Source organism: Streptomyces mobaraensis, from assembly GCF_020099395.1.
GTDB lineage: Bacteria > Actinomycetota > Actinomycetes > Streptomycetales > Streptomycetaceae > Streptomyces.
The window spans coordinates 6,583,733-6,607,836 of the sequence record NZ_CP083590.1; the positions used below are offsets into that span (position 1 = coordinate 6,583,733).

General features: G+C 71.1%; 11 protein-coding genes and 3 rRNA genes. 10 read left to right on the forward strand and 4 right to left on the reverse strand.

Going from position 1 to position 24,104, the window contains the following annotated elements; genetic code table 11:
- Positions 1–4: 4 nt before the first annotated feature.
- On the forward strand, positions 5–4,636 hold the full coding sequence (locus K7I03_RS29290; RefSeq protein WP_185946024.1) for a helix-turn-helix domain-containing protein: 4,632 nt from the start codon (positions 5–7) through the stop codon (positions 4,634–4,636).
- Between the two features lie 151 nt (positions 4,637–4,787).
- On the opposite strand, the gene K7I03_RS29295 is transcribed toward K7I03_RS29290, so the two are convergent.
- Positions 4,788–5,153, reverse strand: coding sequence for a hypothetical protein (locus K7I03_RS29295; protein WP_185946025.1), 366 nt, complete (start codon positions 5,151–5,153; stop codon positions 4,788–4,790).
- A 389-nt stretch (positions 5,154–5,542) separates the two neighbouring features.
- On the opposite strand from K7I03_RS29295, the gene K7I03_RS29300 reads away from it, so the two are divergent.
- Genes K7I03_RS29300 through K7I03_RS29310 form a run of 3 tightly spaced genes read left to right on the forward strand, consistent with a single transcriptional unit; the run spans position 5,543 to position 9,143 of the window.
- Positions 5,543–8,281: a sensor histidine kinase gene (locus tag K7I03_RS29300; protein WP_185946026.1), complete on the forward strand. Its 2,739-nt coding sequence runs from the start codon at positions 5,543–5,545 to the stop codon at positions 8,279–8,281.
- The gene (locus K7I03_RS29305; protein ID WP_185946027.1) at positions 8,278–8,727 is read left to right on the forward strand and encodes a roadblock/LC7 domain-containing protein; all 450 of its coding nucleotides are present in this window, start codon (positions 8,278–8,280) and stop codon (positions 8,725–8,727) included. The genes K7I03_RS29300 and K7I03_RS29305 overlap by 4 nt, the downstream gene beginning before the upstream one ends.
- Positions 8,724–9,143 carry a DUF742 domain-containing protein gene (locus K7I03_RS29310; protein WP_185946028.1) on the forward strand — a complete coding sequence of 140 codons (420 nt, stop codon included), beginning with the start codon at positions 8,724–8,726 and terminating at the stop codon, positions 9,141–9,143. Before K7I03_RS29305 ends, K7I03_RS29310 begins: the two co-directional genes overlap by 4 nt.
- Before the next feature lie 535 nt (positions 9,144–9,678).
- Here K7I03_RS29310 and K7I03_RS29315 read toward each other — a convergent pair.
- Complete coding sequence (locus K7I03_RS29315) at positions 9,679–12,042, reverse strand: glycoside hydrolase family 31 protein (RefSeq protein WP_185946029.1); 2,364 nt, start codon at positions 12,040–12,042, stop codon at positions 9,679–9,681.
- A gap of 233 nt (positions 12,043–12,275) precedes the next feature.
- Here K7I03_RS29315 and K7I03_RS29320 point away from each other — a divergent pair, with 233 nt between their 5' ends.
- Both K7I03_RS29320 and K7I03_RS29325 read left to right on the forward strand, forming a co-directional pair.
- Complete coding sequence (locus K7I03_RS29320) at positions 12,276–14,285, forward strand: acetoacetate--CoA ligase (RefSeq protein ID WP_185946030.1); 2,010 nt, start codon at positions 12,276–12,278, stop codon at positions 14,283–14,285.
- 90 nt (positions 14,286–14,375) lie between these two features.
- Positions 14,376–15,284 (forward strand): hypothetical protein, encoded by a 909-nt coding sequence (locus tag K7I03_RS29325; RefSeq protein WP_185946031.1) that lies wholly within the window; start codon positions 14,376–14,378, stop codon positions 15,282–15,284.
- 81 nt (positions 15,285–15,365) lie between these two features.
- Here the strand turns inward: K7I03_RS29325 and ptsP are convergent, their stop codons facing one another.
- Both ptsP and K7I03_RS29335 read right to left on the reverse strand, forming a co-directional pair.
- Positions 15,366–17,036: a phosphoenolpyruvate--protein phosphotransferase gene (gene ptsP / locus K7I03_RS29330; RefSeq protein ID WP_185946037.1), complete on the reverse strand. Its 1,671-nt coding sequence runs from the start codon at positions 17,034–17,036 to the stop codon at positions 15,366–15,368.
- A 106-nt stretch (positions 17,037–17,142) separates the two neighbouring features.
- Positions 17,143–17,592: a PTS sugar transporter subunit IIA gene (locus K7I03_RS29335; protein WP_185946032.1), complete on the reverse strand. Its 450-nt coding sequence runs from the start codon at positions 17,590–17,592 to the stop codon at positions 17,143–17,145.
- A 598-nt stretch (positions 17,593–18,190) separates the two neighbouring features.
- On the opposite strand from K7I03_RS29335, the gene K7I03_RS29340 reads away from it, so the two are divergent.
- The 4 genes from K7I03_RS29340 (at position 18,191) to K7I03_RS29355 (ending at position 24,071) form a co-directional block, all read left to right on the forward strand.
- Positions 18,191–19,717, forward strand: a 16S ribosomal RNA gene (locus K7I03_RS29340).
- Between the two features lie 277 nt (positions 19,718–19,994).
- Positions 19,995–23,117, forward strand: a 23S ribosomal RNA gene (locus K7I03_RS29345).
- A 78-nt stretch (positions 23,118–23,195) separates the two neighbouring features.
- Positions 23,196–23,312, forward strand: a 5S ribosomal RNA gene (rrf, locus tag K7I03_RS29350).
- The 16S, 23S and 5S rRNA genes sit together here, the layout of an rRNA operon.
- A 150-nt stretch (positions 23,313–23,462) precedes the next feature.
- A complete protein-coding gene (locus K7I03_RS29355) occupies positions 23,463–24,071 on the forward strand; it encodes a CDP-alcohol phosphatidyltransferase family protein (protein WP_185940760.1) in 609 nt (202 codons plus the stop codon).
- Positions 24,072–24,104 lie beyond the last annotated feature (33 nt).

A 24,104-nucleotide genomic window follows, 5' to 3' on the forward strand; every position in this document is an offset into this window, starting at 1 on the left:
CGCCATGTACGAGCTGTCCCGGGTCCGCCTCTACTCCATCGGGCCCGCCGGTGCGCGCTACGCCGACACCGTGCTGGACCTGCGGGGGGTGGGCGCGCCCGTGCCGTCGCCCGCGCCCGCGCAGGCGGATTTCTTCGAGGAGGAGCCCGTCGGCCCGCCGCGCCGCCCCGCACCCGCGGGCGTGCTTTTCCTGGAGAACGGCGGCGGCAAGTCCGTCCTGCTCAAGCTGATCTTCTCGGTGATGCTGCCGGGCCACCGCAACACCCTCGGCGGCGCCAGCTCCGGCGTCCTCCGCAAGTTCCTGCTCGCCGACGACTGCGGCCACGTCGCCCTGGAGTGGCAGCACGTCCTCACCGGTGAGACGGTCGTCGTCGGCAAGGTCAGCGAGTGGCGCGGCCGGCAGGTCTCCAACGACCCGCGGAAGTTCGCCGAGGCGTGGTACTCGTTCCGCCCCGGCCCGGGGATGAGCCTGGACGCGCTGCCGGTCGCGGAGTCGTCCGCCATGCGCCCCCGCGCCGAGGGCGCCTCCACCGCGCGCGGCCGCCGCCGCACCATGAAGGGGTTCCGCGACGCCCTCACCGAGGCCGGCAAGGCGTACCCCAACCTGGACGTGGTCTGGGAGGAGATCCACGAGCGCTGGAACGAGCACCTCGGCGAGCTCGGCCTCGACCCCGAACTCTTCCGCTACCAGCGGGAGATGAACGCCGACGAGGGCGAGGCCGCCGGCCTCTTCGCGGTCAAGAACGACTCCGACTTCACCGACCTGCTGCTGCGCGCCGTCACCGACACCCGCGACACCGACGGCCTCGCCGACCTCGTCCACGGCTTCGCCCACAAGCTCGGCCGCCGCGCCGAGCTCACCGCCGAGCGCGACTTCACCGCCGGCTCCCTGGACCTGCTCTCCCGCATCGTCGAGTCCGGCGCCCGCCGCGACCAGGCGCGCGGCGTGCACGCCGGTGCCGAGCGCCGCACCCGCGTCCTCGCCCGCAGGCTCTCCGCCCGCGCCGCCGAGGAGCGCGGCCGCGCCGGCGAGCTCGCCGAGCAGGTGGCCGCCGCCGCGCACCGCGTCACCGACGCCGAGACCGCCCGCGAACACGGCTCCCGGATCGCCGCCGAACTCGCCTACCGGCACGCCTCGCTGGCGCTCGCCGCCGCCGAGAAGTCCGCCGCCGCCCAGCGCCGCGAGCTCAACGACGCCCGGACCCTGCACTCCGCCTGGCAGGCCGCCGAGACCGTGCTGCGGCACCGGGCCGCCGCCGACCGCTCCGCCCGCGTCGCCTCCGCCATCCAGGAAGCCGAACGCGACGCCGCACCCGCCCTCGCCGCCCGCACCAAGGCCGCCGCCGCCCTCGTCCGCGCCCTCAACGCCGCCGCCGAGCAGGGCGAACGGCTCGCCGACGAGCAGGAGGAGCGCTCCGCCGTCCTCCAGGAAACCGGCGAGGCCGCCCACCGCGACGCCACCGCCGCCGCCACCGAGGCCCAGCGCGCCCGCAGCGAGGCCGGCCACCTGCGGCAGCGGCTCGCCGAGGTCGAGCAGGAAACCGCCGACGCGGTCCGCGCCGGCTGGCTCGACGACAGCGCCCCCGACGCCGACCCGGCCCGCGCCGCCCTCGCCGCCAGCGACGCCGAGCGCACGGCCACCGCCACGTACGAGGCCGCCAAGGAGACCGCCAGGACCGCCGCCGAGCGGGCCCGGGAGACCGCCGCCGCCGAGTCCCGCGCCGAACTCGCCGCCGCCCGCTCCGCCGACGCGGCCGCCGCCGCCGCGAGCGCGTACGACGCCGAGCGCCGCCTCGCCGAGTCCCTCGGCGCCGAACCGCGGCTCGCCGAACTCCTCGGCCTGCCGCAGCCCGCCGCCGGCCAGGTCCCGGCCCAGCGCGGCACGCCTGTCGACCGGGAGACGGCGGGCCCGCTCACCGCCGAGGAGCTGGACCGCAACGCGGACGCCCTCCGCGAACTCCTCGACGACACCGTCGCCACCGCCGAACGGCAGCTGTTCGACCTGCGCACCGCCGCCGCCGACGACTCCCGCATCCTCGGCGCCCTCGGCGACGGCGGCCTGCTGCCGGCCGGGCCCGACGTCCTCGCCACCGTCGAGTACCTCGGCGAGCACGGCATCCCCGCCCTCCCCGGCTGGCGCTACCTCGCCCAGGCCGTCGACCCCGCCGACCACGCCCGGGTCCTGGCCGCCCGCCCCGAGCTCGTCGACGGCGTCGTCATCACCGACCCGGACGCCCACGGCCGCGCCCGCGAGGCGCTCGCCGACGCCTCGCTGCTGCCGCGCTCCGCCGTCGCCGTCGGCACCGCCGCCGCCCTCCTCGCCCCCGTGCCGGAATCCGACGCCGACAGCGGCGTCTTTCTCGTGCCGCCGAACCCCGCCATGCACGACGAGCGGGCCGCCGACGAGGAGCGGCACGCCCTCCGCGAGCGTGCCGCCGCCCGCGACGAGGAGATCCGCGCCGTCGCCGCCCGGCTCGCCGGCGACCGCGCCCTCGCCGCCCGGCTCGCCTCCTGGCGGTCCGGCTGCCCCGAGGGCCGGCTCGCCGAGCTCGCCGCCGAGGCCGAGCGCTGCCGCGCCGCCGCCGAGGAAGCCCAGGAGGAGCTGACCGCCGCCCGGGCCGCGCGCACCGAGGCCGACGAGATCGCCGCCGAGACCGCCTTGGTCCGCGACGAGCGCCAGGAGGCCGCCCAGCGCGCCCGCCGGGTCGCCGACGCCCTGGCCGGCCTCGCCCACCGGCTCCGCGAGCGCGCCCACTGGCAGACCCGGCTCCGCGAACTCGCCGAGGAGGCCGCCGAGTACGAGGAGCGCGCCGCCGCCTGCGTCGACCGCGCCCGCGCCGCCGACGAGGACCGCCGCGCCGCCCAGCGCGCCGCCGACGACGCCCACCGCACCGCCCGCGCCCTGCGCGCCGAGCGCGCCGAGATCGCCGGCGCCCCGGACGACGTCACCGGCGACACCGAGGCGTCCACCGACTCGCTGCCCGCCCTCCGCGAGGCCTACCGGGCCGCGTCCCAGGTGTACGAGAAGGTCGGCGTCGGCGCCGACCTGCGCGCCGAACAGGCCCGCGCCGAGAGCGACGAGAGCGCCGCCCGCGCCGAACTCGACCGCCTCACCAACAAGGTCCGCACCCGCGCCGCCCAGCTGCTGGAGGGCACCGACGGCGCCGACGGCCCGTCCCGCCAGGCCGCCGCCGCCCGCGCCGAGGCCCTCGTCCAGCTGCTGGAGGGCCGGGCCTCCGCCGCCAGCGAGCAGCTCGGCCGGCTCCGCGGCGAGGCCGAACGCCTCGCCCCCGCCGACGGCGAGGCCCACACCGAACTCCCCGACGAGCGGGTGCCCGCCGACGCCGACCAGGCCAAGGAACTGCTGCGCACCGCCACCGCCGAACTCACCGCGCGCACCGACGCGCTGGAGGAGGCCAGGACCGCCCACGCGAGCCTGCTCCGCGCGCACCGCGCCGCCGAAGACGCCGCCGGCGGCTTCGACGACACCGCCGCCCTCCTGCGCGACCTGCTCCGCGACAACGCCCCCGACGACGAGGAGACGGCCCCCGAGCCGTACGCCGGCACCCTGGAGGAGGCCCGGCAGGCCGCCGCCGAGGCCCGGCGCTCGCTGCGCGGCTGCGCCGGCGACCTCTCGACGGCCGAGGCGGCCGTCCGCGAGGCCAGCGACATCCTCGTCCGGCACGCCAACTCCACCCGCTACGAGCAGGTCCGCACCCCGGCCCGCCAGCAGATCCGCGAACTCCCCGCCTCCGCGCTGCCCGAGCACGCCGCCGCCTGGGCCGACGCCTTCGCGCCCCGGCTGCGGGTGCTGACCGACGAGCTGAACCAGCTGGAACGCAACCGCGACAGCATCGTCGACCGGCTGCGCGGCCTCGTCGAGTCCTCGCTCACCACGCTCCGCTCCGCCCAGCGGCTCTCCCGGCTGCCCGAGGGGCTGGGGGAGTGGTCGGGCCAGGAGTTCCTGCGCATCCGCTTCGAGGACCCCGACCAGAGCACCCTCACCGAACGCCTCGGTGAGGTCATCGACGAAGCCACCCGGTCCGCCGTCAAGAAGAACTCCGACCTGCGGCGCGACGGCATGTCGCTGCTGCTGCGCGGCGTCCGGGCGGCCCTGCTGCCGCGCGGCGTCGCGGTCGAGATCCTCAAGCCGGACGCGGTGCTGCGCGCCGAGCGGGTGCCCGTCGGGCAGATGGGCGACGTGTTCTCCGGCGGTCAGCTGCTGACCGCCGCCATCGCCCTGTACTGCACGATGGCCGCGCTGCGCAGCAACGACCGCGGCCGGGACCGGCAGAAGCACGCGGGCACGCTGTTCCTCGACAACCCGATCGGGCGCGCCAACGCCACGTATCTGCTGGAGCTCCAGCGGGCCGTCGCGGACGCGCTGGGCGTCCAGCTGCTGTACACCACCGGGCTGTTCGACACGACGGCGCTCGCCGAGTTCCCGCTGGTCATCCGGTTGCGCAACGACGCGGACCTGCGGGCGGGGCTGAAGTACATCAGCGTCGAGGAGCATCTGCGGCCCGGGCTGCCGCAGATCGACCCGGAGTCGGAGCCGGTGCACGGGGAGATCACGGCTACGCGGATGTTCCGGCGGCCGGAGGAAGGGGCGGTGCCTGTGCCGGCCGGGCGCTGAGGGGGGCGCCTGCGGCGGGCTGTGCCCCAGTCCCTCCCCCAGAGGGGGCACCCCCACTTCGCCGATTCCTGGGGGCAAGCCCCCGGCCCCCCCCGAAACCGCGCTCCGCGCGGTTGTCCTCAAGCGCCGGACGGGCTGGATGGCCAGCCCGTCACGGATACCTGGGCCGACGCACCCGCCGCATCTCCCGTGCCGTACTGCTCGGCACCGACACCACCCCGTGCCGCTGGCGCCACACCTGACGCGTGACCCACACGTCGAGGACGCCCCACGTCGTCGCCACCGTGCCGGCCACCGTGGCGACCAGCACCGGGAAGGCCAGCCACGACCCTGCCAGAGTCAGCAGCACCGCCGCCATGGCGACCGTCGTCGTCAGCGCGACGAGAAGGACGGCGCGTACCGCCGCGGCCCGCACCGGGTCGGGCATCCGCGGCCGGTGGACCGGCTCCTCGGTCCACAACGGCGCGCGCTCCCGTGGGCGTCCGTCCGGCCGTCGTCCGTCGCGAACCCTGTCCATGGCGGCTCACCTCCCCCAGTGGCTGCCCCTGCTCGGGGCTTTTCCCGCAGGAATGTCAAAAGTAACCCGGACCACGGGACGTGTGCCGGGGCGCGGGCGCCGGGGCGCGCCGTGCCGCATGGCCGAGGATCGCCCCGGCAGAGGGCGACTTCCGGCCACTCCGGCTTGATCGCACAGCGGGCTCCGCCGGGCCCCCGGGCCTGTTCCGGCCCGTCAGGCCCCGGGAGAAGTCCTCTGAACACGGGAGATCTCGGGACGACATGGCCAACCCCCCCACGCCGGGGCGGCCGTACAGCCCTTCGAGGCGTAATCCCCGCAGTAGTAGGCTCACGCCGCATCACTGTCGGAGCACCACCCCCGTCGCGCCGCGGGGTGCAGTGGGGGAGTCCATGCGCTTTCGCGGGAAATCGATCCGCCGGAAGATCGTGGCACTGTTGCTGGTGCCATTGGTGTCCCTGACCGTCCTGTGGGTGTTCGCCACGGTGATCACCGGTATGGAGGCGGACCGCCTGCTCTCCGCCGCCGAGGTCACCCGCGGCATCGGCCACCCGACGGAGGACGTCGTCGACGCCCTCCAGAAGGAGCGCCGCCAGGCCCTCGTCGTCCTCGCCGGCCCCCGCTCCCGGAGCGCCGGGGCCGCCCGCGCCCGTACCGCCGCCCTCACCGAACTCCGGGCCCGCCAGCGCGCCACCGACAAGGCCGCCGCCGCCCTCCGCGCCGGCGCCTCCGGCGACGTGCGCGAGGACATGAGCTCCACCGCGGCCGACTGGTTCCGCGCCATGGAACGCCGCCTCGCAGGGCTGGGCGCCCTGCGCGCCAAGGTCGCCGGCGCCACCGTCGGCCGCGACGCCGCCTTCTTCGCGTACAACGAGATCATCGACCCCCACCTCGACTTCCTCAGCCTCCTCGGGTCCGTCCAGGACGCCGACCTCGAACAGCAGCGCCGCGCCCTGGTGGGCCTCACCTACTCCCGGGAGTCCCTGTCCCGCGAGGACGCCCTGCTCGCCTCCGCGCTCACCGCACGCACGCTCACCGCCCGCGAACTGCGTTTCCTCGCCGACCACATGGCCGAGCGCAAGATCCTCTACGAGACCAACCTCGCCGTCCTGCCCGTCCGGGACCAGAAGAGCTTCGACGACTACTGGCGGGGCACCAACGCCCGGGCCCTGGAGGGCATCGAGGAGGCGGTCGTCGCCGGCGGACCCGCCAAGGCCCTCCGCGCCGTCGACACCCCACGCTGGCAGGCCGCCGCCGGCGCCGTCCTCGACGACCTCGCCCGCCTCGACCGCGACGCGCAGGAACGCCACGAGGACCGGCTGGAACCCGTCGCCACCTGGGTGCTCACCAAAGCCGCCGTCGCCGGTGTGCTCGGCCTCGCCGCCCTGGTCTGCTCGGTCGTCGTCTCCTGGCGCGTCGGCCGCGGTCTCATCAGGGACCTCCGGCAGCTGCGCCGCGAGGCGCACGAGGTCTCCGGCGTCCGCCTGCCGGCCGTCCTGCGCCGCCTCGCCGCCGGCGAGCAGGTCGACGTCGAGACCGAGGCACCGCGCCTGGAGTACCCGACCGACGAACTCGGCCAGGTCGGACGCGCCCTCAACTCCCTCCAGCGGGCCGCCGTCGAGGCCGCCGTGAAACAGGCCGAAATGCGCCGGGGCGTGTCGGACGTCTTCGTCAACATCGCCCGCCGCTCCCAGGTGCTGCTGCACCGTCAGCTCGCGCTGCTCGACACCATGGAGCGCCGCACCGAGGACGCCGACGAACTCGCCGACCTCTTCCGCCTCGACCACCTCACCACGCGCATGCGCCGGCACGCCGAGGGCCTGGTGATCCTCTCCGGTGCCACCCCGTCCCGCCAGTGGCGCAAGCCCGTCCAGCTCATGGACGTCGTCCGCGCCGCCGTCTCCGAGGTCGAGGCGTACGAGCGGATCGAGCTGCGCCGGCTGCCGCCGCTGGCCGTCCAGGGCCCGGCCGTCGCCGACCTGACACATCTGCTGGCGGAACTCCTGGAGAACGCCACCGTCTTCTCCCCGCCGCACACCGCCGTCCAGGTCCTCGGCGAGCGGGTGCCCAACGGCTTCACCCTCGAAATCCACGACCGCGGCCTCGGCATGAGCCCGGACGCCCTGCTGGAGGCCAACCTCGGCCTCGCGGAGGCGCCCGAGTTCGACCTCTCCGACACCGACCGGCTCGGCCTGTTCGTCGTCAGCCGGCTCGCCCGCCGCCAGGGCGTCCGCGTCTCGCTCCAGCCCTCGCCCTACGGCGGCACCACCGCGGTCGTCCTGATCCCCGCCGCGCTCATCGACGAGGCGCCGCCGAAGGACGCCGTTCCGGGAGCGCGGGCCCGGAAGGGGGCCCGCAAGGACGGACCGGTCGAGCTGGAGCCGCCGCTCTCGCCCCTCGAAAAGGCCGACGTACGGGACGCGGGCCCGTCGGATCCGGACCCGTCGGGCACGGAGGACCCGTTCGCACCCCGCGGCCCGCGGGACACACGCCGTCCCCTCGACACACGCGCCACACGGGAGCCCTGGAAACCCAGGATTCCGCTCGACGTACCGGTCCACGACCACCCCGCCGACCAGTCCCCCGCCCGCCGCCCCGCGGCCCCCGCCCCGGCGTCCGGCTCCCGCGACCCCGACCGGGGGCCCGGCTCCGGCACCCACGGCACCCCGGGCGGCCGGGGAACGGCGGGCCGGGGAACGCCCGGCGGCCTGCCCCGGCGCCCCCGGCCCCCGGTACTGGTCTCGGACCACGGCCGCCCGGTGGCCGACCCCCCGGGCCGCCGCGACCGCGCCGACCGCCGCGACCGCGCCGACCGCCGCGACCGCGCCGAGCATCCGGACCCCCCGCGCCAGGCCGGCTTCCCGGACCTCCTGGACGAACCCACCCCGCCCACCGGACTGCCCCGCCGCGTCCGCCAGGCCGGCCTCGCCCCCCTCGTCAGGGAGAACCTCGCCGAGGAGTCCCGCCGGGCCGCCGCCGAGCCGGCCGGCCACGAGACGGCGCGCGACCCCGAGGAGGTCCGCGCCCGGATGACGTCCCTGCAACGGGGATGGCAGCGCGGCCGGGCGGACGCCCCGCACCCCACCGAGCACGACAGCACACGAACCACCAACGAAAGGGACGGTCGATGACCGCCATACGCAACGCGTCGGCAGACACCGCCACGGCACAGCCCGCGGGAAACGGCAAGCTCAACTGGCTCCTCGACGACCTCGTCGAACGCGTCGGCACCATCCGCAAGGCCCTCGTCCTCTCCGGTGACGGCCTCGCCGTCGGCTCCTCCGCCGACCTCACCCGCGAGGACGGCGAACACCTCGCCGCCGTCGCCTCCGGCTTCCACAGCCTCGCCAAGGGCGTGGGCCGCCGCTTCGACGCCGGACAGGTGCGCCAGACCGTCGTCGAACTGGACGACGCGTTCCTCTTCGTCACCGCCGCCGGACAGGGCAGCGCCCTCGCCGTCCTCGCCGACGCGGACTCCGACATCGGCCTGATCGCCTACGAGATGACCCTGCTCGTCAAGCGCGTCGGCGCCCACCTGGCCAGCTCCCCGCGCACCGGCGAGGCCGCCGGCGGATGACCGGACGGAGGGCCGGAGACGGCGGGACCCCTGACAGGACCGGCGAGCCACAGCACTGGTACGACGACGCGGCGGGCCCGGTGGTCCGCCCGTACGCCATGACCCGTGGACGCACCCGGGGCGCCGGGGAGCACCGGCTCGACCGCACGGCGTTCGTCATCGCCGTGCGGCCCCCCGACGGCACCGACGACCGGCTCGGCCCCGAACACCTCCGCATCGCGGAACTCACGGCCGAGGACCCCCGCTCCGTCGCCGAACTCACCGACCGCCTCGGCCTCCCCTCCGGCGTCGTCCGCGTCCTCGTCGGCGACCTCTTCGAAGCGGGCATCGTCCGCGTCGACCGCCCGATCCCCCCGGCGGAACCACCCGACGAGAGCATCCTCCGCCTGGTGATCAACGGCTTGCGCACGCTGTGAGCGCGGCCGCGCGCGTACGCGGTCCGTGACGGAGACGGCCCCGGGAACGGCCGATTGCCTCAAGGCGGGCCCCGCCCGCAGACGGCCCGCGGCGGCCCCGGTGGGGCCCCGGCGGTACCCCAGGCTCCGGCTCCCGGCAGCCGGCCGGACCGCGGCTCCGCCGGCGGATGGTCCGGTACGGAGTACGGCCCGGGGACGCCCGCTCGCGTCGCATGCGGCGCCTGCGGGCGGCCCGCAAAGCTCCTGGCCTGGCTCCGGCCTGATGGCCGGTCACCACCGCGATCCCGTCAGCGGATGACCCGGTACGGCGTACGGCCCGGGGTGCCCGTCCGCGCCGCACGCCCCCGTCCGTGGGCGGCCCGCGACGCTCCCGGCGGAGGGCCCGGGGCACGGCCCGGCGCACGGGTATCCGGCAGCCGGCCCCCACCGCACCTCCCGCCGGAGCACGTCCCGCCGGAGGACGTCCCGCGGCCGGAGGACGGCCCGATACGGCGTACGTTCCCCGGGCCCCCGCCCGCCGCACGTCCCCCGCCCCCTAAACCCCCCGCACCCGCACCGGAAACCCCACCTCCGCCGCCCCCTCCCGCTCCACCGCCACCGCGCCGTCCCGCCAGGCGGTCGTGAACCGCACCACTTCCGCCGGCTCGCCGCCGTCCTCGACGACCAGCACCCCGCCGCCCGTCCCTCCCGCCGCCGGAGCCCAGACCTCCAGTTCCACCCCGCCGTCCGCGCCCGCCACCGGAAGAACCGCTCCAGCCCGCGCGAGGACCGGGATCCGGGCGAGGGGTGCGTCGAGCAGCACCTGGCCCGGGCCGTCGTGCGCCCGGCCCGTCGCCGTGTCGTACCACCGGCCGCGCGGCAGCCGCACCGCCCGCCGGTCGGCCCCCGGCTCCAGCACCGGCGCCACCAGCAGCGCGTCCCCCAGCAGGAACGCGTCCTCGCAGTCCCGCAGCGCCCGGTCCTCCGGCGTGCGCCACCACGCCGGTCGGACGTACGGCGCGCCCGTCACCCGCGCCCGGTGGGCCAGCGTGACGAAGTACGGGAGCAGCCGCGCCCGTTCCCGCAGCGCGGCTCCCGCGTGCTCCAGCACCTCGGGGCCGAACTCCCACGGCTCCCGGCGCCCCGCCGAGATCGCCGCGTGGGTGCGGAACAGCGGGAGGTACGCGCCCAGTTGGAACCACCGCAGGTACAGCTCCGGCGACGGCGACCCCGTGAACCCGCCCACGTCAGGCCCCGAGAACGGCACCCCGCACAGCCCCAGCCCCAGCACCAGCGACAACGACGCCCGCAGCCCCGGCCAGCCCGTCGTCACATCACCCGACCACGTCCCCCCGTACCGCTGCATTCCCGCCCAGCCCGACCGCGAGAACAGGAACGGCCGCTCGTCCGGCCGCAGTTCGCGCAGCGCCTCGTAGCCGGCCCGGGCCATGCCCAGCGCGTACACGTTGTGCGCCTCCCGGTGGTCGCCGCCCCGGCCCTCCAGCGCGTGCCGCGCCGACCGCGGCAGGGTGTGCTCGCCGAACGCCGAGAACGCCGCCGGCTCGTTCATGTCGTGCCAGAAGCCGGAGAACCCCTCCGCGAGCCGCTCCGCGTACAGCCCGCCCCACCAGCGGCGCACCGCCGGATCGGTGAAGTCCGGGAAGACCGACGTCCCGGCCCACACCTCGCCGCGCACCGGCCGCCCCCGCCCGTCCCGGACGAAAGCGCCGGCCGCCACACCCGCCTCGTACACCTCCCAGCCCGGCTCGGCCTTCACCCCCGGGTCGACGATGGACACCAGCCGGACGCCGTCCTTCCGGAGCTCGGCGGCCAGCCCGGGCAGGTCCGGGAACCGCTCCCGGTCCACGGTGAACACCCGGTGGCCCCGGTAGTGGTCGATGTCCAGGTGCACGGCGGACAGCGGCAGCCCGCGCTCCCGGTACCCGGCCACCACCCGCCGCACCTCCGCCTCGGTACCGAACCCCCACCGCGCGTGGTGGTGCCCCAGAGCCCAGGCCGGCGGCACCGCCGCGCCCCCGGTCAGCCCCGCCCAGCCGCGCAGCACCCGCGCCGGGGTGCCCGCGATCACCCAGTACCGCAGCGGCCCCCCGGACATCCGCGTCTCGCAGCGGCCCGGCCGGTCGTGCCCCGAACCGGCCCCCTCCTCGCCCTCCCACAACAGCACCCGTCCGTCCCAGGAGTTGTCGTGGAACACCAGGTGCGTCCCCGCGTCCGCCACCACCAGCTGCACCGGCATGGTGACGTACAGCGGATCGTCCCCCGGCTCGAACGAGCCCCCGGGGTCGGTGTTCCACAGCCGGTACGCGCCCTCGCGCAGCCGCGGCCCCGCCGACCGGCCGCCCAGCCCGAAGAACCGGGCGTCCGCCGGCACCTCCGACCGCTGCGTCCACCGCGAGCCCGCCCGGGCGTCCGCCGGATCCACCGGATCCCACCAGCGCGGCGGCTGGTCACGCCGCAGCATCACCCCGCCCGGCGTCCGCACCTCCACCGCCCCATGCCGCGACACCACCACCAGCAGCCGCTCCGACACCACCCGCCAGCCGCCGTCCGTGTCCGGCTCCAGCACCGCCCGCTCGTCCGCCTCCGGCACCGGCCCCGCCAGGGCGTACGACGGCCCGGGCGCCGCGCCGTCCCACCCGCAGAACACCGCGCCCCCGGCCGCCACCCGCACCCGCAGCGACGACCGGGCGAACCGCACCACCCCGCCGCCCGGCTCGGGATCCGCCCCCAGGGCCGGGCCCGGCACCCGCGCCCGCTCGGCCACCGCCCCCCGCATCTCCGCGGCGTCCACCCGCCGCCGCCACCACGCGGCCCGCACCGACCGCAGCACCCGCGCCGCCCCCACCGTCCTGAACGACGTCACCCATTTGACCGACCGTCCCAGGTCATGCGCATCCATGGCGTTCACCCTGCCACCGGCACCCCACCCGGCGGAGCGGGTTCGCCACCCGTTCACCCGGCGGTGACCGACGCCTCGCGGCGGCACGGCCCGGCACCCCTGGTGCGGAAGACGATCACATGGCATCGTCCTCGTCAGCCGCGCGCGCCGGCCCACACCCCGGGCTGGTTCGGCAATAACGCGCCGCCGCACGGCGGCCACGCCCACGACGCGTACAGCCGGGAGCAGCCACGATGACCACCGCACCGCACCACGCCGACCAGCCGACGCCCCTCTGGCGGCCGGACGCCGACCGCGTCGCCCGTGCCCAGGTCACCCGCTTCCACGCGCGCGCCGCCGAACGGCACGGCGCCCCCGCGCCCGTCCCCGGCGACCCCGAGGCGAGCTACGCCGCCCTGCACCGCTGGTCCGTCGCCGCCCCCGAGCCCTTCTGGCAGGCCGTCGCCGAGTGGTGCGACGTACGGTTCACCCACCCCTACGAGCGGGTGCTCGCCGACGCGTCCATGCCCGGCGCCGTCTGGTTCCCCGGCGCCACCCTCAACTACGCCGAGCACGCCCTGCGCACCGCCGAGGACCCCGCCCGCGCCGGCGAACCGGCCCTGCTGCACACCGACGAGACCCTCGACCCGCACCCCGTCACCTGGGCCGAACTCCGGGCGCGCGTGGGCTCCCTGGCCGCCGAACTCCGCCTCCTCGGCGTCCGCCCCGGCGACCGGATCAGCGGCTACCTGCCCAACATCCCCGAGGCCGTCGTCGCCTTCCTCGCCACCGCGGCCGTCGGCGCCGTCTGGACGTCCTGCGCCCCCGACTTCGGCGCCCGCAGCGTCCTCGACCGCTTCCAACAGGTCGAACCGGTGGTCCTGTTCACCGTCGACGGCTACCACTACGGCGGCAAGCGCCACGAACGCGCCGACACCGTCGCCGAACTCCGCGCAGGCCTGCCCACCCTGCGCGCCGTCGTCCACATCCCGCTGCTCGGCACCCCCGCCCCCGAGGGCGCCCTGGAGTGGGACGCGCTGACCTCGGGCGACGTCGAGCCGGTCTTCGAACAGGTGTCCTTCGATCACCCGCTGTGGGTCCTCTACTCCTCCGGCACCACCGGGCTGCCCAAGGCCATCGTCCAGTCCCAGGGCGGCATCCTCCTCGAACACCTCAAACAGCTCTCCCTGCACTGCGACCTCGGCCCCGGCGACCGCTTCTTCTGGTACACCTCCACCGGCTGGATGATGTGGAACTTCCTCGTCTCCGGCCTCCTCGTCGGCGCCACCGTCGTGCTCTACGACGGCAGCCCCGGCCACCCCGACACCGCCGCCCAGTGGCGGGTCGCCGAACGCACCGGCGCCACCCTCTTCGGCACCTCCGCCGCCTATGTGATGGCCTGCCGGAAGGCCGGCCTCCACCCGGGCCGCGACCTCGACCTCTCCCGCGTCCGCTGCGTCGCCACGACGGGCTCGCCGCTGCCGCCGGACGGCTTCCGGTGGATCCACGACGAGGTCGCGGAGCACATGTGGATCGCCTCCGTCAGCGGCGGCACCGACGTCTGCAGCTGCTTCGCCGGCGCCGTCCCCACCCTCCCGGTGTACGTCGGCGAGCTCCAGGCCCCCTGCCTCGGCACCGACCTCCAGGCCTGGGACGAACAGGGCAAACCCGTCGTCGACGAGGTCGGCGAACTCGTCGTCGCCGCGCCCCTGCCGTCCATGCCCCTCCGCTTCTGGAACGACCCCGACGGCCGCCGCTACCGCGAGAGCTACTTCGAGACCTACCCCGGCGCCTGGCGGCACGGCGACTGGATCACCCTCACCTCCCGCGGCACCGTCGTCGTCCACGGCCGCTCCGACTCCACCCTCAACCGGCAGGGCGTCCGCATGGGCTCCGCCGACATCTACGAGGCCGTCGAACGGCTCCCCGAGATCCGGGAATCCCTCGTCATCGGCGTCGAGGAACCCGACGGCGGCTACTGGATGCCCCTCTTCGTCCACCTCGCCCCCGGCGCCACCCTGGACGACGCGCTCCTCGACCGCATCAAGCGCACCATCCGCGAGCAACTCTCCCCGCGGCACGTCCCGGACGAGGTCATAGCCGTCGAGGCCGTCCCCCACACGCTCACCGGGAAGCGCATCGAGGTCCCGGTCAAGCGCCTCCTCCAGGGCACCCCCCTCGAACAGGCCGTCAACCCCGGATCCGTCGACAACCCCGCGCTGCTCTCCTTCTACGCGGACCTCGGCCGGCGCCGCCGCGCCTGACCAGCCCTTTCACCCGCCCTCGGCGCGTTGTCAGTGCCCCCGACTACTCTGAGTGAGCATTGATCACCGCGCTGAGGGGGAGTGGGAAACATGGCGCACAAGACGGGGTACGACGCGGCACACACCGACGACATCCGTACCCGACGGAGCGCACGCCGACGGCTGCGCAGAGAAGTACCCGGCACCATCGCCGTCCTGGCGGACGAACGCGACTTCGCCGCCATGCGGCGCTACACCAGCTTCGGCTTCGACGACCACCCCGGATACCTACGGCACGTGGACGGCCTGCTCCGCGCCCTGGCCGCCCAGGGCACCTACACCACCGTCGCCCTGTTCGACCCGGCCGACTACGCCGCCTACTGCGCGGACCTCCGCCTCGACCCGGACAGCGCCGGCAGCCGTACCCGCTACACGGCCGAGGTCGCCGCCGCCGGCACCACGGTCGCCTACGACGGACGCCCCGTCACCCGGTTGCTCCCCGGCCTCATCGCCGCCGCCGAACAGCAGGCCACCTGGGAGTACGCCACCGGACTGCTCACCCGGGACGGCTGCGAACGCTGCGGCGACGACACCGGCCGGACGGCCTTCGCCCGCGCCTCCCTCATCCTGCGCCGCATCGTCGAGGCCCTCGGCCCGGGCGGCCACCACCTCGTGTGCAGCATCCCCGCCGACGGGGACGCCCCGCTCGTCGCCCTCCTCCAGGCCGACTGCGGCACCGACGGACGGCTCCGGCTCGACGAGCCCTCGGCCCTGGTCTTCTGCACCGTCCTGGCCGCGGGCATCGCCACCGACCGCCCCGGCGGCATCGTCGCCCGCACCACCGCCCTCGGCCGGCCGCCCACCGTCCGCGGCTGGACCCTCCGCGCCGGCTGGCCCCGGCCGCTCGACGAGGCCGAGGTCTTCTCCGCCTACTGCACCGACCCCGCCACCGGCGAACCCGTCCCGCCGGAGCACGGCGTGAAGTACGAGGCCGGCATCGAACTGGAGGAGACGACATAAAAGAGAGTGAGGGGCGCCTGCCATCCGGCAGGCACCCCTCACCCCACTCACTCCACGGTCACCCGCTCCCGCGGGCGCCGCTCACTCGCCGGACAGCACCGCCTGCGCCGCGAGCCGGGCCTCCTCGGCCGAGTCCGTCGCACGGGCCGCGGCGGCGGCACGCTCGCACTGGGCGAGCGTGTGCTTGGCCAGCGTGGCCCGCACGTACGGGATCGAGGCGGCGCCCATGGACAGGCTCGTCACCCCGAGACCGGTCAGCACACAGGCGAGCAGCGGGTCCGACGCCGCCTCACCACAGACGCCGCAGCTCTTGCCCTCGGCCTTGGCCGCCTCGGCGGACAGAGCGATCAGGTCGAGCAGCGCCGGCTGCCACGGGTCCTGGAGCCGGGAGACGGCACCGACCTGACGGTCGGCGGCGAAGGTGTACTGCGCGAGGTCGTTGGTCCCCAGCGACAGGAACTCGACCTCCTGCAGGATGGAGCGCGCCCGCAGCGCGGCGGACGGGATCTCCACCATCGCGCCGAACTTCGCCCGCAGCCCGGCCTCGCGGCACGCGTCCGCGAACGCCTTGGCGTCCGTGCGGTCCGCCACCATCGGGGCCATGACCTCGAGGTAGACCGGCAGCCCCTCGGCGGCCTTGGCCAGCGCGGTCAGCTGGGTGCGCAGCACCTCCGGGTGGTCCAGCAGCGTCCGCAGGCCGCGCACGCCCAGCGCCGGGTTGGGCTCGTCCGCCGGGGTGAGGAAGTCCAGCGGCTTGTCCGCGCCCGCGTCCAGCACGCGCACGACGACCCGGCCCTCCGGGAACGCCTCCAGCACCTTGCGATACGCCTCGACCTGCTTCTCCTCGGACGGCGCCTTGGCGCTGTCGTCCAGGAACAGGAACTCGGTACGGAACAGGCCGACGCCCTCGGCACCCGCCTCGACCGCCGCCGGCACGTCCGCCGGACCGCCGACGTTGGCGAGCAGCGGCACCTTGTGCCCGTCGGAGGTCGCACCCGGACCGGAGGAAGCGGCCAGCGCCGCCCTGCGCGCCTCGGCCGCCTTCGTCAGCTCCGCGCGCTTCTCCTCGCTCGGGTCGACGAAGATCTCACCGGTGCTGCCGTCCACGGCCACGACCGTGCCCTCGGCCAGCTCACCGGCGCCCGGCAGCGCCACGACCGCCGGCACGCCCAGCGCACGGGCGAGGATGGCGCTGTGGCTGGTCGGCCCGCCCTCCTCGGTCACGAAACCGAGCACCAGCGTCGGGTCGAGCAGCGCGGTGTCGGCGGGCGCCAGGTCCCGGGCGATCAGCACATACGGCTCGTCGCTGTCGGGCACGCCCGGCATCGGCACGCCCAGCAGGCGGGCGACGATGCGGTTGCGCACGTCGTCCAGGTCCGCGACGCGGCCGGCCAGGTACTCGCCGGCTCCGGCCAGCAGCGCCCGGTAGGCGGCGAAGGCGTCGTAGACCGCGCGCTCGGCGGTGCTGCCGACGGCGATGCGCCGCTCGACGTCCGCCATCAGCTCGGGGTCCTGCGCCATCATGGCCTGGGCCTCGAGCACGTGCTGGGCCTCGCCGCCGGCGAGGTTGCCCCGGGCGATCAGATCGGCGGCCACAGCCTCGACGGCCTGGCGCGCGCGCCCCTGTTCGCGCGGTGCCTCGTCCGTCGGGATCTGCTTGGCCGGCGGCTCCAGCACCGCCGTGCCCATGTGCCGGACCTCGCCGATCGCCACACCGTGGCTGACGCCGACGCCTCGCAGCGTTGCTTCCATCATGTCCTCTCGAAGGGGACCACCGGCCGCGGCCGGTGGGGGAACGCGTCCCTGTTGCGTTCAGCTGAACCGTTTCCGCCGGTGCCCCGGCAGCCCTGCTGCGCTCTTACTGCCAGCTGAACAGCTGGTCGCCGGCCTTGACGTCGCCGTCCTCGCGCACGTCGCCGAGCGCGTCGGCGGTGGCCTCCAGTGCGATCACCGGGGAGATCGGCGACTTGCCCGCCGCCTCGACGGCGGACGGGTTCCAGCGGATGACGGACTGGCCGCGCCGGACGGTGTCGCCCTTGTTGACGAGCAGCTCGAAGCCCTCGCCGTTGAGCTGGACGGTGTCGATGCCGAGGTGCGTCAGGACGCCGTGCCCCTCGGAGTCGACGACGACGAACGCGTGGGGGTGGAGCGAGACGACGACACCGTCGACGGGCGCGACGGCCTCGGAGGGCTCACGCACGGGGTCGACGGCGGTACCGGGTCCCACCATCGCGCCGGAGAAGACCGGATCGGGCACTGCCGCGAGTCCGATGGCGCGTCCGGCGATCGGGGACGACACGGTGGTCATGGGAAGCCTCCCAGGGGTGGAGATTCATCACGCACCGTCACTACCTGTCCCGGACGGTGCACTGATCAGAGCCTAAGTCATAGGAACTGACGGTTCCGCACGAGCGCACCCCCGCCCGGCCAGTGCGCTCCGTAACCGATTTGCCTCTCCCGACCGGAGGCCTGTACTGTCGGATCCCTGCCCACGACCGGAGCCCGCGGCGAAAGCCGACGAGCACGGTAACGGGGGTGGCACTCCATTCAGATGTGATCCTTTCTCGGGACCGCTTTTGTCTGCCCGTATGCGTCAGTGCATACGGAAAGGCGGGTGGTGAGAGAGGCGGAAAACGCCTGATAGAGTGGTGGAACACCGAAGGGAAGCGCCCGGAGGAAAGCCTGAGAGAGTCTCTCGGGTGAGTACAAAGGAAGCGTCCGTTCCTTGAGAACTCAACAGCGTGCCAAAAGTCAACGCCAGACTATAAAACAACCCCGTCCACGGATCCTTGTGGTCCTGGATGAGGTTCCTTTGAAAAACACAGCGAGGACGCTGTGAACGACCGGGCTTATTCCGCCTGGTTGTTCCGCTCAACGCGAGTGTTGCACCGGATGACCGGTAAACATTCACGGAGAGTTTGATCCTGGCTCAGGACGAACGCTGGCGGCGTGCTTAACACATGCAAGTCGAACGATGAACCTCTTTCGGGAGGGGATTAGTGGCGAACGGGTGAGTAACACGTGGGCAATCTGCCCTGCACTCTGGGACAAGCCCTGGAAACGGGGTCTAATACCGGATACGACTACTGACCGCATGGTTGGTGGTGGAAAGCTCCGGCGGTGCAGGATGAGCCCGCGGCCTATCAGCTTGTTGGTGGGGTGATGGCCTACCAAGGCGACGACGGGTAGCCGGCCTGAGAGGGCGACCGGCCACACTGGGACTGAGACACGGCCCAGACTCCTACGGGAGGCAGCAGTGGGGAATATTGCACAATGGGCGAAAGCCTGATGCAGCGACGCCGCGTGAGGGATGACGGCCTTCGGGTTGTAAACCTCTTTCAGCAGGGAAGAAGCGAGAGTGACGGTACCTGCAGAAGAAGCGCCGGCTAACTACGTGCCAGCAGCCGCGGTAATACGTAGGGCGCAAGCGTTGTCCGGAATTATTGGGCGTAAAGAGCTCGTAGGCGGCTTGTCGCGTCGGATGTGAAAGCCCGGGGCTTAACCCCGGGTCTGCATTCGATACGGGCAGGCTAGAGTTCGGTAGGGGAGATCGGAATTCCTGGTGTAGCGGTGAAATGCGCAGATATCAGGAGGAACACCGGTGGCGAAGGCGGATCTCTGGGCCGATACTGACGCTGAGGAGCGAAAGCGTGGGGAGCGAACAGGATTAGATACCCTGGTAGTCCACGCCGTAAACGTTGGGAACTAGGTGTGGGCGACATTCCACGTCGTCCGTGCCGCAGCTAACGCATTAAGTTCCCCGCCTGGGGAGTACGGCCGCAAGGCTAAAACTCAAAGGAATTGACGGGGGCCCGCACAAGCAGCGGAGCATGTGGCTTAATTCGACGCAACGCGAAGAACCTTACCAAGGCTTGACATACACCGGAAAGCGCTAGAGATAGTGCCCCCCCTTGTGGTCGGTGTACAGGTGGTGCATGGCTGTCGTCAGCTCGTGTCGTGAGATGTTGGGTTAAGTCCCGCAACGAGCGCAACCCTTGTTCTGTGTTGCCAGCATGCCTTTCGGGGTGATGGGGACTCACAGGAGACTGCCGGGGTCAACTCGGAGGAAGGTGGGGACGACGTCAAGTCATCATGCCCCTTATGTCTTGGGCTGCACACGTGCTACAATGGCCGGTACAATGAGCTGCGATACCGTGAGGTGGAGCGAATCTCAAAAAGCCGGTCTCAGTTCGGATTGGGGTCTGCAACTCGACCCCATGAAGTTGGAGTTGCTAGTAATCGCAGATCAGCATTGCTGCGGTGAATACGTTCCCGGGCCTTGTACACACCGCCCGTCACGTCACGAAAGTCGGTAACACCCGAAGCCGGTGGCCCAACCCTTGTGGAGGGAGCCGTCGAAGGTGGGACTGGCGATTGGGACGAAGTCGTAACAAGGTAGCCGTACCGGAAGGTGCGGCTGGATCACCTCCTTTCTAAGGAGCACATAGCCGACTACGAGCGAATGACTCGTACGGTTGCTCATGGGTGGAACGTTGACTATTCGGCACAGTCTTGAGGGACTTGTTAGTACTGCTTCGGCGTGGAACACAGGATCTGGAGAGGCTGGGCCGGGCACGCTGTTGGGTGTCTGAGGGTACGAGCGTGAGCTTGTTGCCTTCGGTCCGGCCCCAGTGAACTCGATGCTTCGGTGTCGGGGTGGTGGGTGGCTGGTCGTTGTTTGAGAACTGCACAGTGGACGCGAGCATCTGTGGCCAAGTTTTTAAGGGCGCACGGTGGATGCCTTGGCACCAGGAACCGATGAAGGACGTGGGAGGCCACGATAGGCCCCGGGGAGCTGTCAACCAAGCTGTGATCCGGGGGTGTCCGAATGGGGAAACCCGGCAGTCGTCATGGGCTGTCACCCGCTGCTGAACACATAGGCAGTGTGGAGGGAACGCGGGGAAGTGAAACATCTCAGTACCCGCAGGAAGAGAAAACAACCGTGATTCCGGGAGTAGTGGCGAGCGAAACCGGATGAGGCCAAACCGTTTGTGTGTGATACCCGGCAGGGGTTGCGCAGGCGGGGTTGTGGGATCTCTCTTTCATAGTCTGCCGGCTGTGAGACGAGTCAGAAACCGTAGTGATAGGCGAAGGACATGCGAAAGGTCCGGCGTAGAGGGTAAGACCCCCGTAGCTGAAATCATTGCGGCTCGTTTGAGAGACACCCAAGTAGCACGGGGCCCGAGAAATCCCGTGTGAATCTGGCGGGACCACCCGCTAAGCCTAAATATTCCCTGGTGACCGATAGCGGATAGTACCGTGAGGGAATGGTGAAAAGTACCGCGGGAGCGGAGTGAAATAGTACCTGAAACCGTGTGCCTACAAGCCGTGGGAGCGTCGCACAGGGAGCTTGCTTCTTGTGTCGTGACTGCGTGCCTTTTGAAGAATGAGCCTGCGAGTTTGCGGTGTGTTGCGAGGTTAACCCGTGTGGGGAAGCCGTAGCGAAAGCGAGTCCGAATAGGGCGAATGAGTAGCGCGCCCAAGACCCGAAGCGGAGTGATCTAGCCATGGGCAGGTTGAAGCGGAGGTAAGACTTCGTGGAGGACCGAACCCACCAGGGTTGAAAACCTGGGGGATGACCTGTGGTTAGGGGTGAAAGGCCAATCAAACTCCGTGATAGCTGGTTCTCCCCGAAATGCATTTAGGTGCAGCGTCGTGTGTTTCTTGCCGGAGGTAGAGCACTGGATAGGCGATGGGCCCTACCGGGTTACTGACCTTAGCCAAACTCCGAATGCCGGTAAGTGAGAGCGCGGCAGTGAGACTGTGGGGGATAAGCTCCATGGTCGAGAGGGAAACAGCCCAGAGCATCGACTAAGGCCCCTAAGCGTACGCTAAGTGGGAAAGGATGTGGAGTCGCAGAGACAACCAGGAGGTTGGCTTAGAAGCAGCCACCCTTGAAAGAGTGCGTAATAGCTCACTGGTCAAGTGATTCCGCGCCGACAATGTAGCGGGGCTCAAGCGTACCGCCGAAGTCGTGTCATTGCAGCATGAGGGCCAACGCCCGCTGTGATGGGTAGGGGAGCGTCGTGTGCCGGGTGAAGCAGCCGCGGAAGCGAGTTGTGGACGGTTCACGAGTGAGAATGCAGGCATGAGTAGCGATACACACGTGGGAAACGTGTGCGCCGATTGACTAAGGGTTCCTGGGTCAAGCTGATCTGCCCAGGGTAAGTCGGGACCTAAGGCGAGGCCGACAGGCGTAGTCGATGGACAACCGGTTGATATTCCGGTACCCGCTTTGAAACGCCCAATATCGAATCAGGCGATGCTAAGTCCGTGAAGCCGTTCCGGACCCTTCGGGGAATGGAAAGTGGTGGAGCCGACGATCCAGACTTGTAGTAGGTAAGCGATGGGGTGACGCAGGAAGGTAGTCCAGCCCGGGCGGTGGTTGTCCCGGGGTAAGGGTGTAGGCCGTGTGGTAGGCAAATCCGTCACACGTTAAGGCTGAGACCTGATGCCGAGCCGATTGTGGTGAAGTGGATGATCCTATGCTGTCGAGAAAAGCCTCTAGCGAGTTTCATGGCGGCCCGTACCCTAAACCGACTCAGGTGGTCAGGTAGAGAATACCGAGGCGTTCGGGTGAACTATGGTTAAGGAACTCGGCAAAATGCCCCCGTAACTTCGGGAGAAGGGGGGCCATGTTCGGTGATGAGTCTTGCACTCTGAGCTGGGTGTGGCCGCAGAGACCAGCGAGAAGCGACTGTTTACTAAAAACACAGGTCCGTGCGAAGCCGTAAGGCGATGTATACGGACTGACGCCTGCCCGGTGCTGGAACGTTAAGGGGACCGGTTAGCTTGGATTCGTCCAGGCGAAGCTGAGAACTTAAGCGCCAGTAAACGGCGGTGGTAACTATAACCATCCTAAGGTAGCGAAATTCCTTGTCGGGTAAGTTCCGACCTGCACGAATGGCGTAACGACTTCTCGACTGTCTCAACCATAGGCCCGGTGAAATTGCACTACGAGTAAAGATGCTCGTTTCGCGCAGCAGGACGGAAAGACCCCGGGACCTTTACTATAGCTTGATATTGGTGTTCGGTTCGGCTTGTGTAGGATAGGTGGGAGACTGTGAAGCATGCACGCCAGTGTGTGTGGAGTCGTCGTTGAAATACCACTCTGGTCGTGCTGGATGTCTAACCTGGGTCCGTGATCCGGATCAGGGACAGTGTCTGGTGGGTAGTTTAACTGGGGCGGTTGCCTCCTAAAGGGTAACGGAGGCGCCCAAAGGTTCCCTCAGCCTGGTTGGCAATCAGGTGTTGAGTGTAAGTGCACAAGGGAGCTTGACTGTGAGACCGACGGGTCGAGCAGGGACGAAAGTCGGGACTAGTGATCCGGCGGTGGCTTGTGGAAGCGCCGTCGCTCAACGGATAAAAGGTACCCCGGGGATAACAGGCTGATCTTCCCCAAGAGTCCATATCGACGGGATGGTTTGGCACCTCGATGTCGGCTCGTCGCATCCTGGGGCTGGAGTCGGTCCCAAGGGTTGGGCTGTTCGCCCATTAAAGCGGTACGCGAGCTGGGTTTAGAACGTCGTGAGACAGTTCGGTCCCTATCCGCTGTGCGCGTAGGAGTCTTGAGAAGGGCTGTCCCTAGTACGAGAGGACCGGGACGGACGAACCTCTGGTGTGCCAGTTGTTCTGCCAAGGGCATGGCTGGTTGGCTACGTTCGGGAGGGATAACCGCTGAAAGCATCTAAGCGGGAAGCCTGCTTCGAGATGAGGACTCCCACCCACTTGATGGGGTAAGGCTCCCAGTAGACGACTGGGTTGATAGGCCAGGTGTGGAAGACCGGTAACGGTTGGAGCTGACTGGTACTAATAGGCCGAGGGCTTGTCCTCAGTTGCTCGCGTCCACTGTGTTGGTTCTGAAACCACGAACAACCAAAGTGCCGGTTGTTTGAAATTGTTTCATAGTGTTTCGGTGGTCATAGCGTTAGGGAAACGCCCGGTTACATTCCGAACCCGGAAGCTAAGCCTTTCAGCGCCGATGGTACTGCATGGGGGACCGTGTGGGAGAGTAGGACGCCGCCGAGCAAAATTTGATAGTAAGCCCTGGTGGGGAGCATCGCTCCCTGCCAGGGCTTACTTGCGTTTACCGACCGTACCCCGGCTGCCGACGAGGTCGCCGGCTACCGGTAAGGTCAAGAAGAAATCAACAGGAACCGTCCCACAGGAGGCCCCCGGGTGGAGGTCCAGGAGACGCGCGTACAGACCGACCGCGTCCTCACCATCCCCAACATCCTCAGCATGGCTCGCCTCGTCGGCGTCCCCCTCTTCCTGTGGCTGATCCTCCAGCCCGTCTTCGACGGGCCGAAGTGCGACGGATGGGCGCTGCTGGTGCTGGCGCTGAGCGGCGTCAGCGACTATCTCGACGGGAAGCTCGCACGGCGCTGGAACCAGATCAGCAGCCTTGGCCGGCTGCTCGACCCCGCCGCCGACCGGCTGTACATCCTCTCCACCCTGGTCGGATTGACCTGGCGGGAGATCCTGCCGCTGTGGCTCACCGCGGCCCTCCTGGCCCGTGAGGCGATGCTGCTGGTCATGGTGGGGATCCTGCGACGGCACGGATACCCGCCGCCCCAGGTGAACTTCCTGGGCAAGGCCGCGACCTTCAACTTGATGTACGCGTTCCCGCTGCTGCTTCTCAGTGACAATGACAGCTGGGTCCAGCTGCCCGCCACTATTTTCGGATGGGCGTTCGCCGGATGGGGTACAACCCTCTATTGGTGGGCAGGGATCCTCTATGTGGTTCAAGTCCGCCGACTGGTCAAGGCGGATACCACAGCCGACTGATCCTGTCGTAGCCGTACGTTCACGCGTACGTAC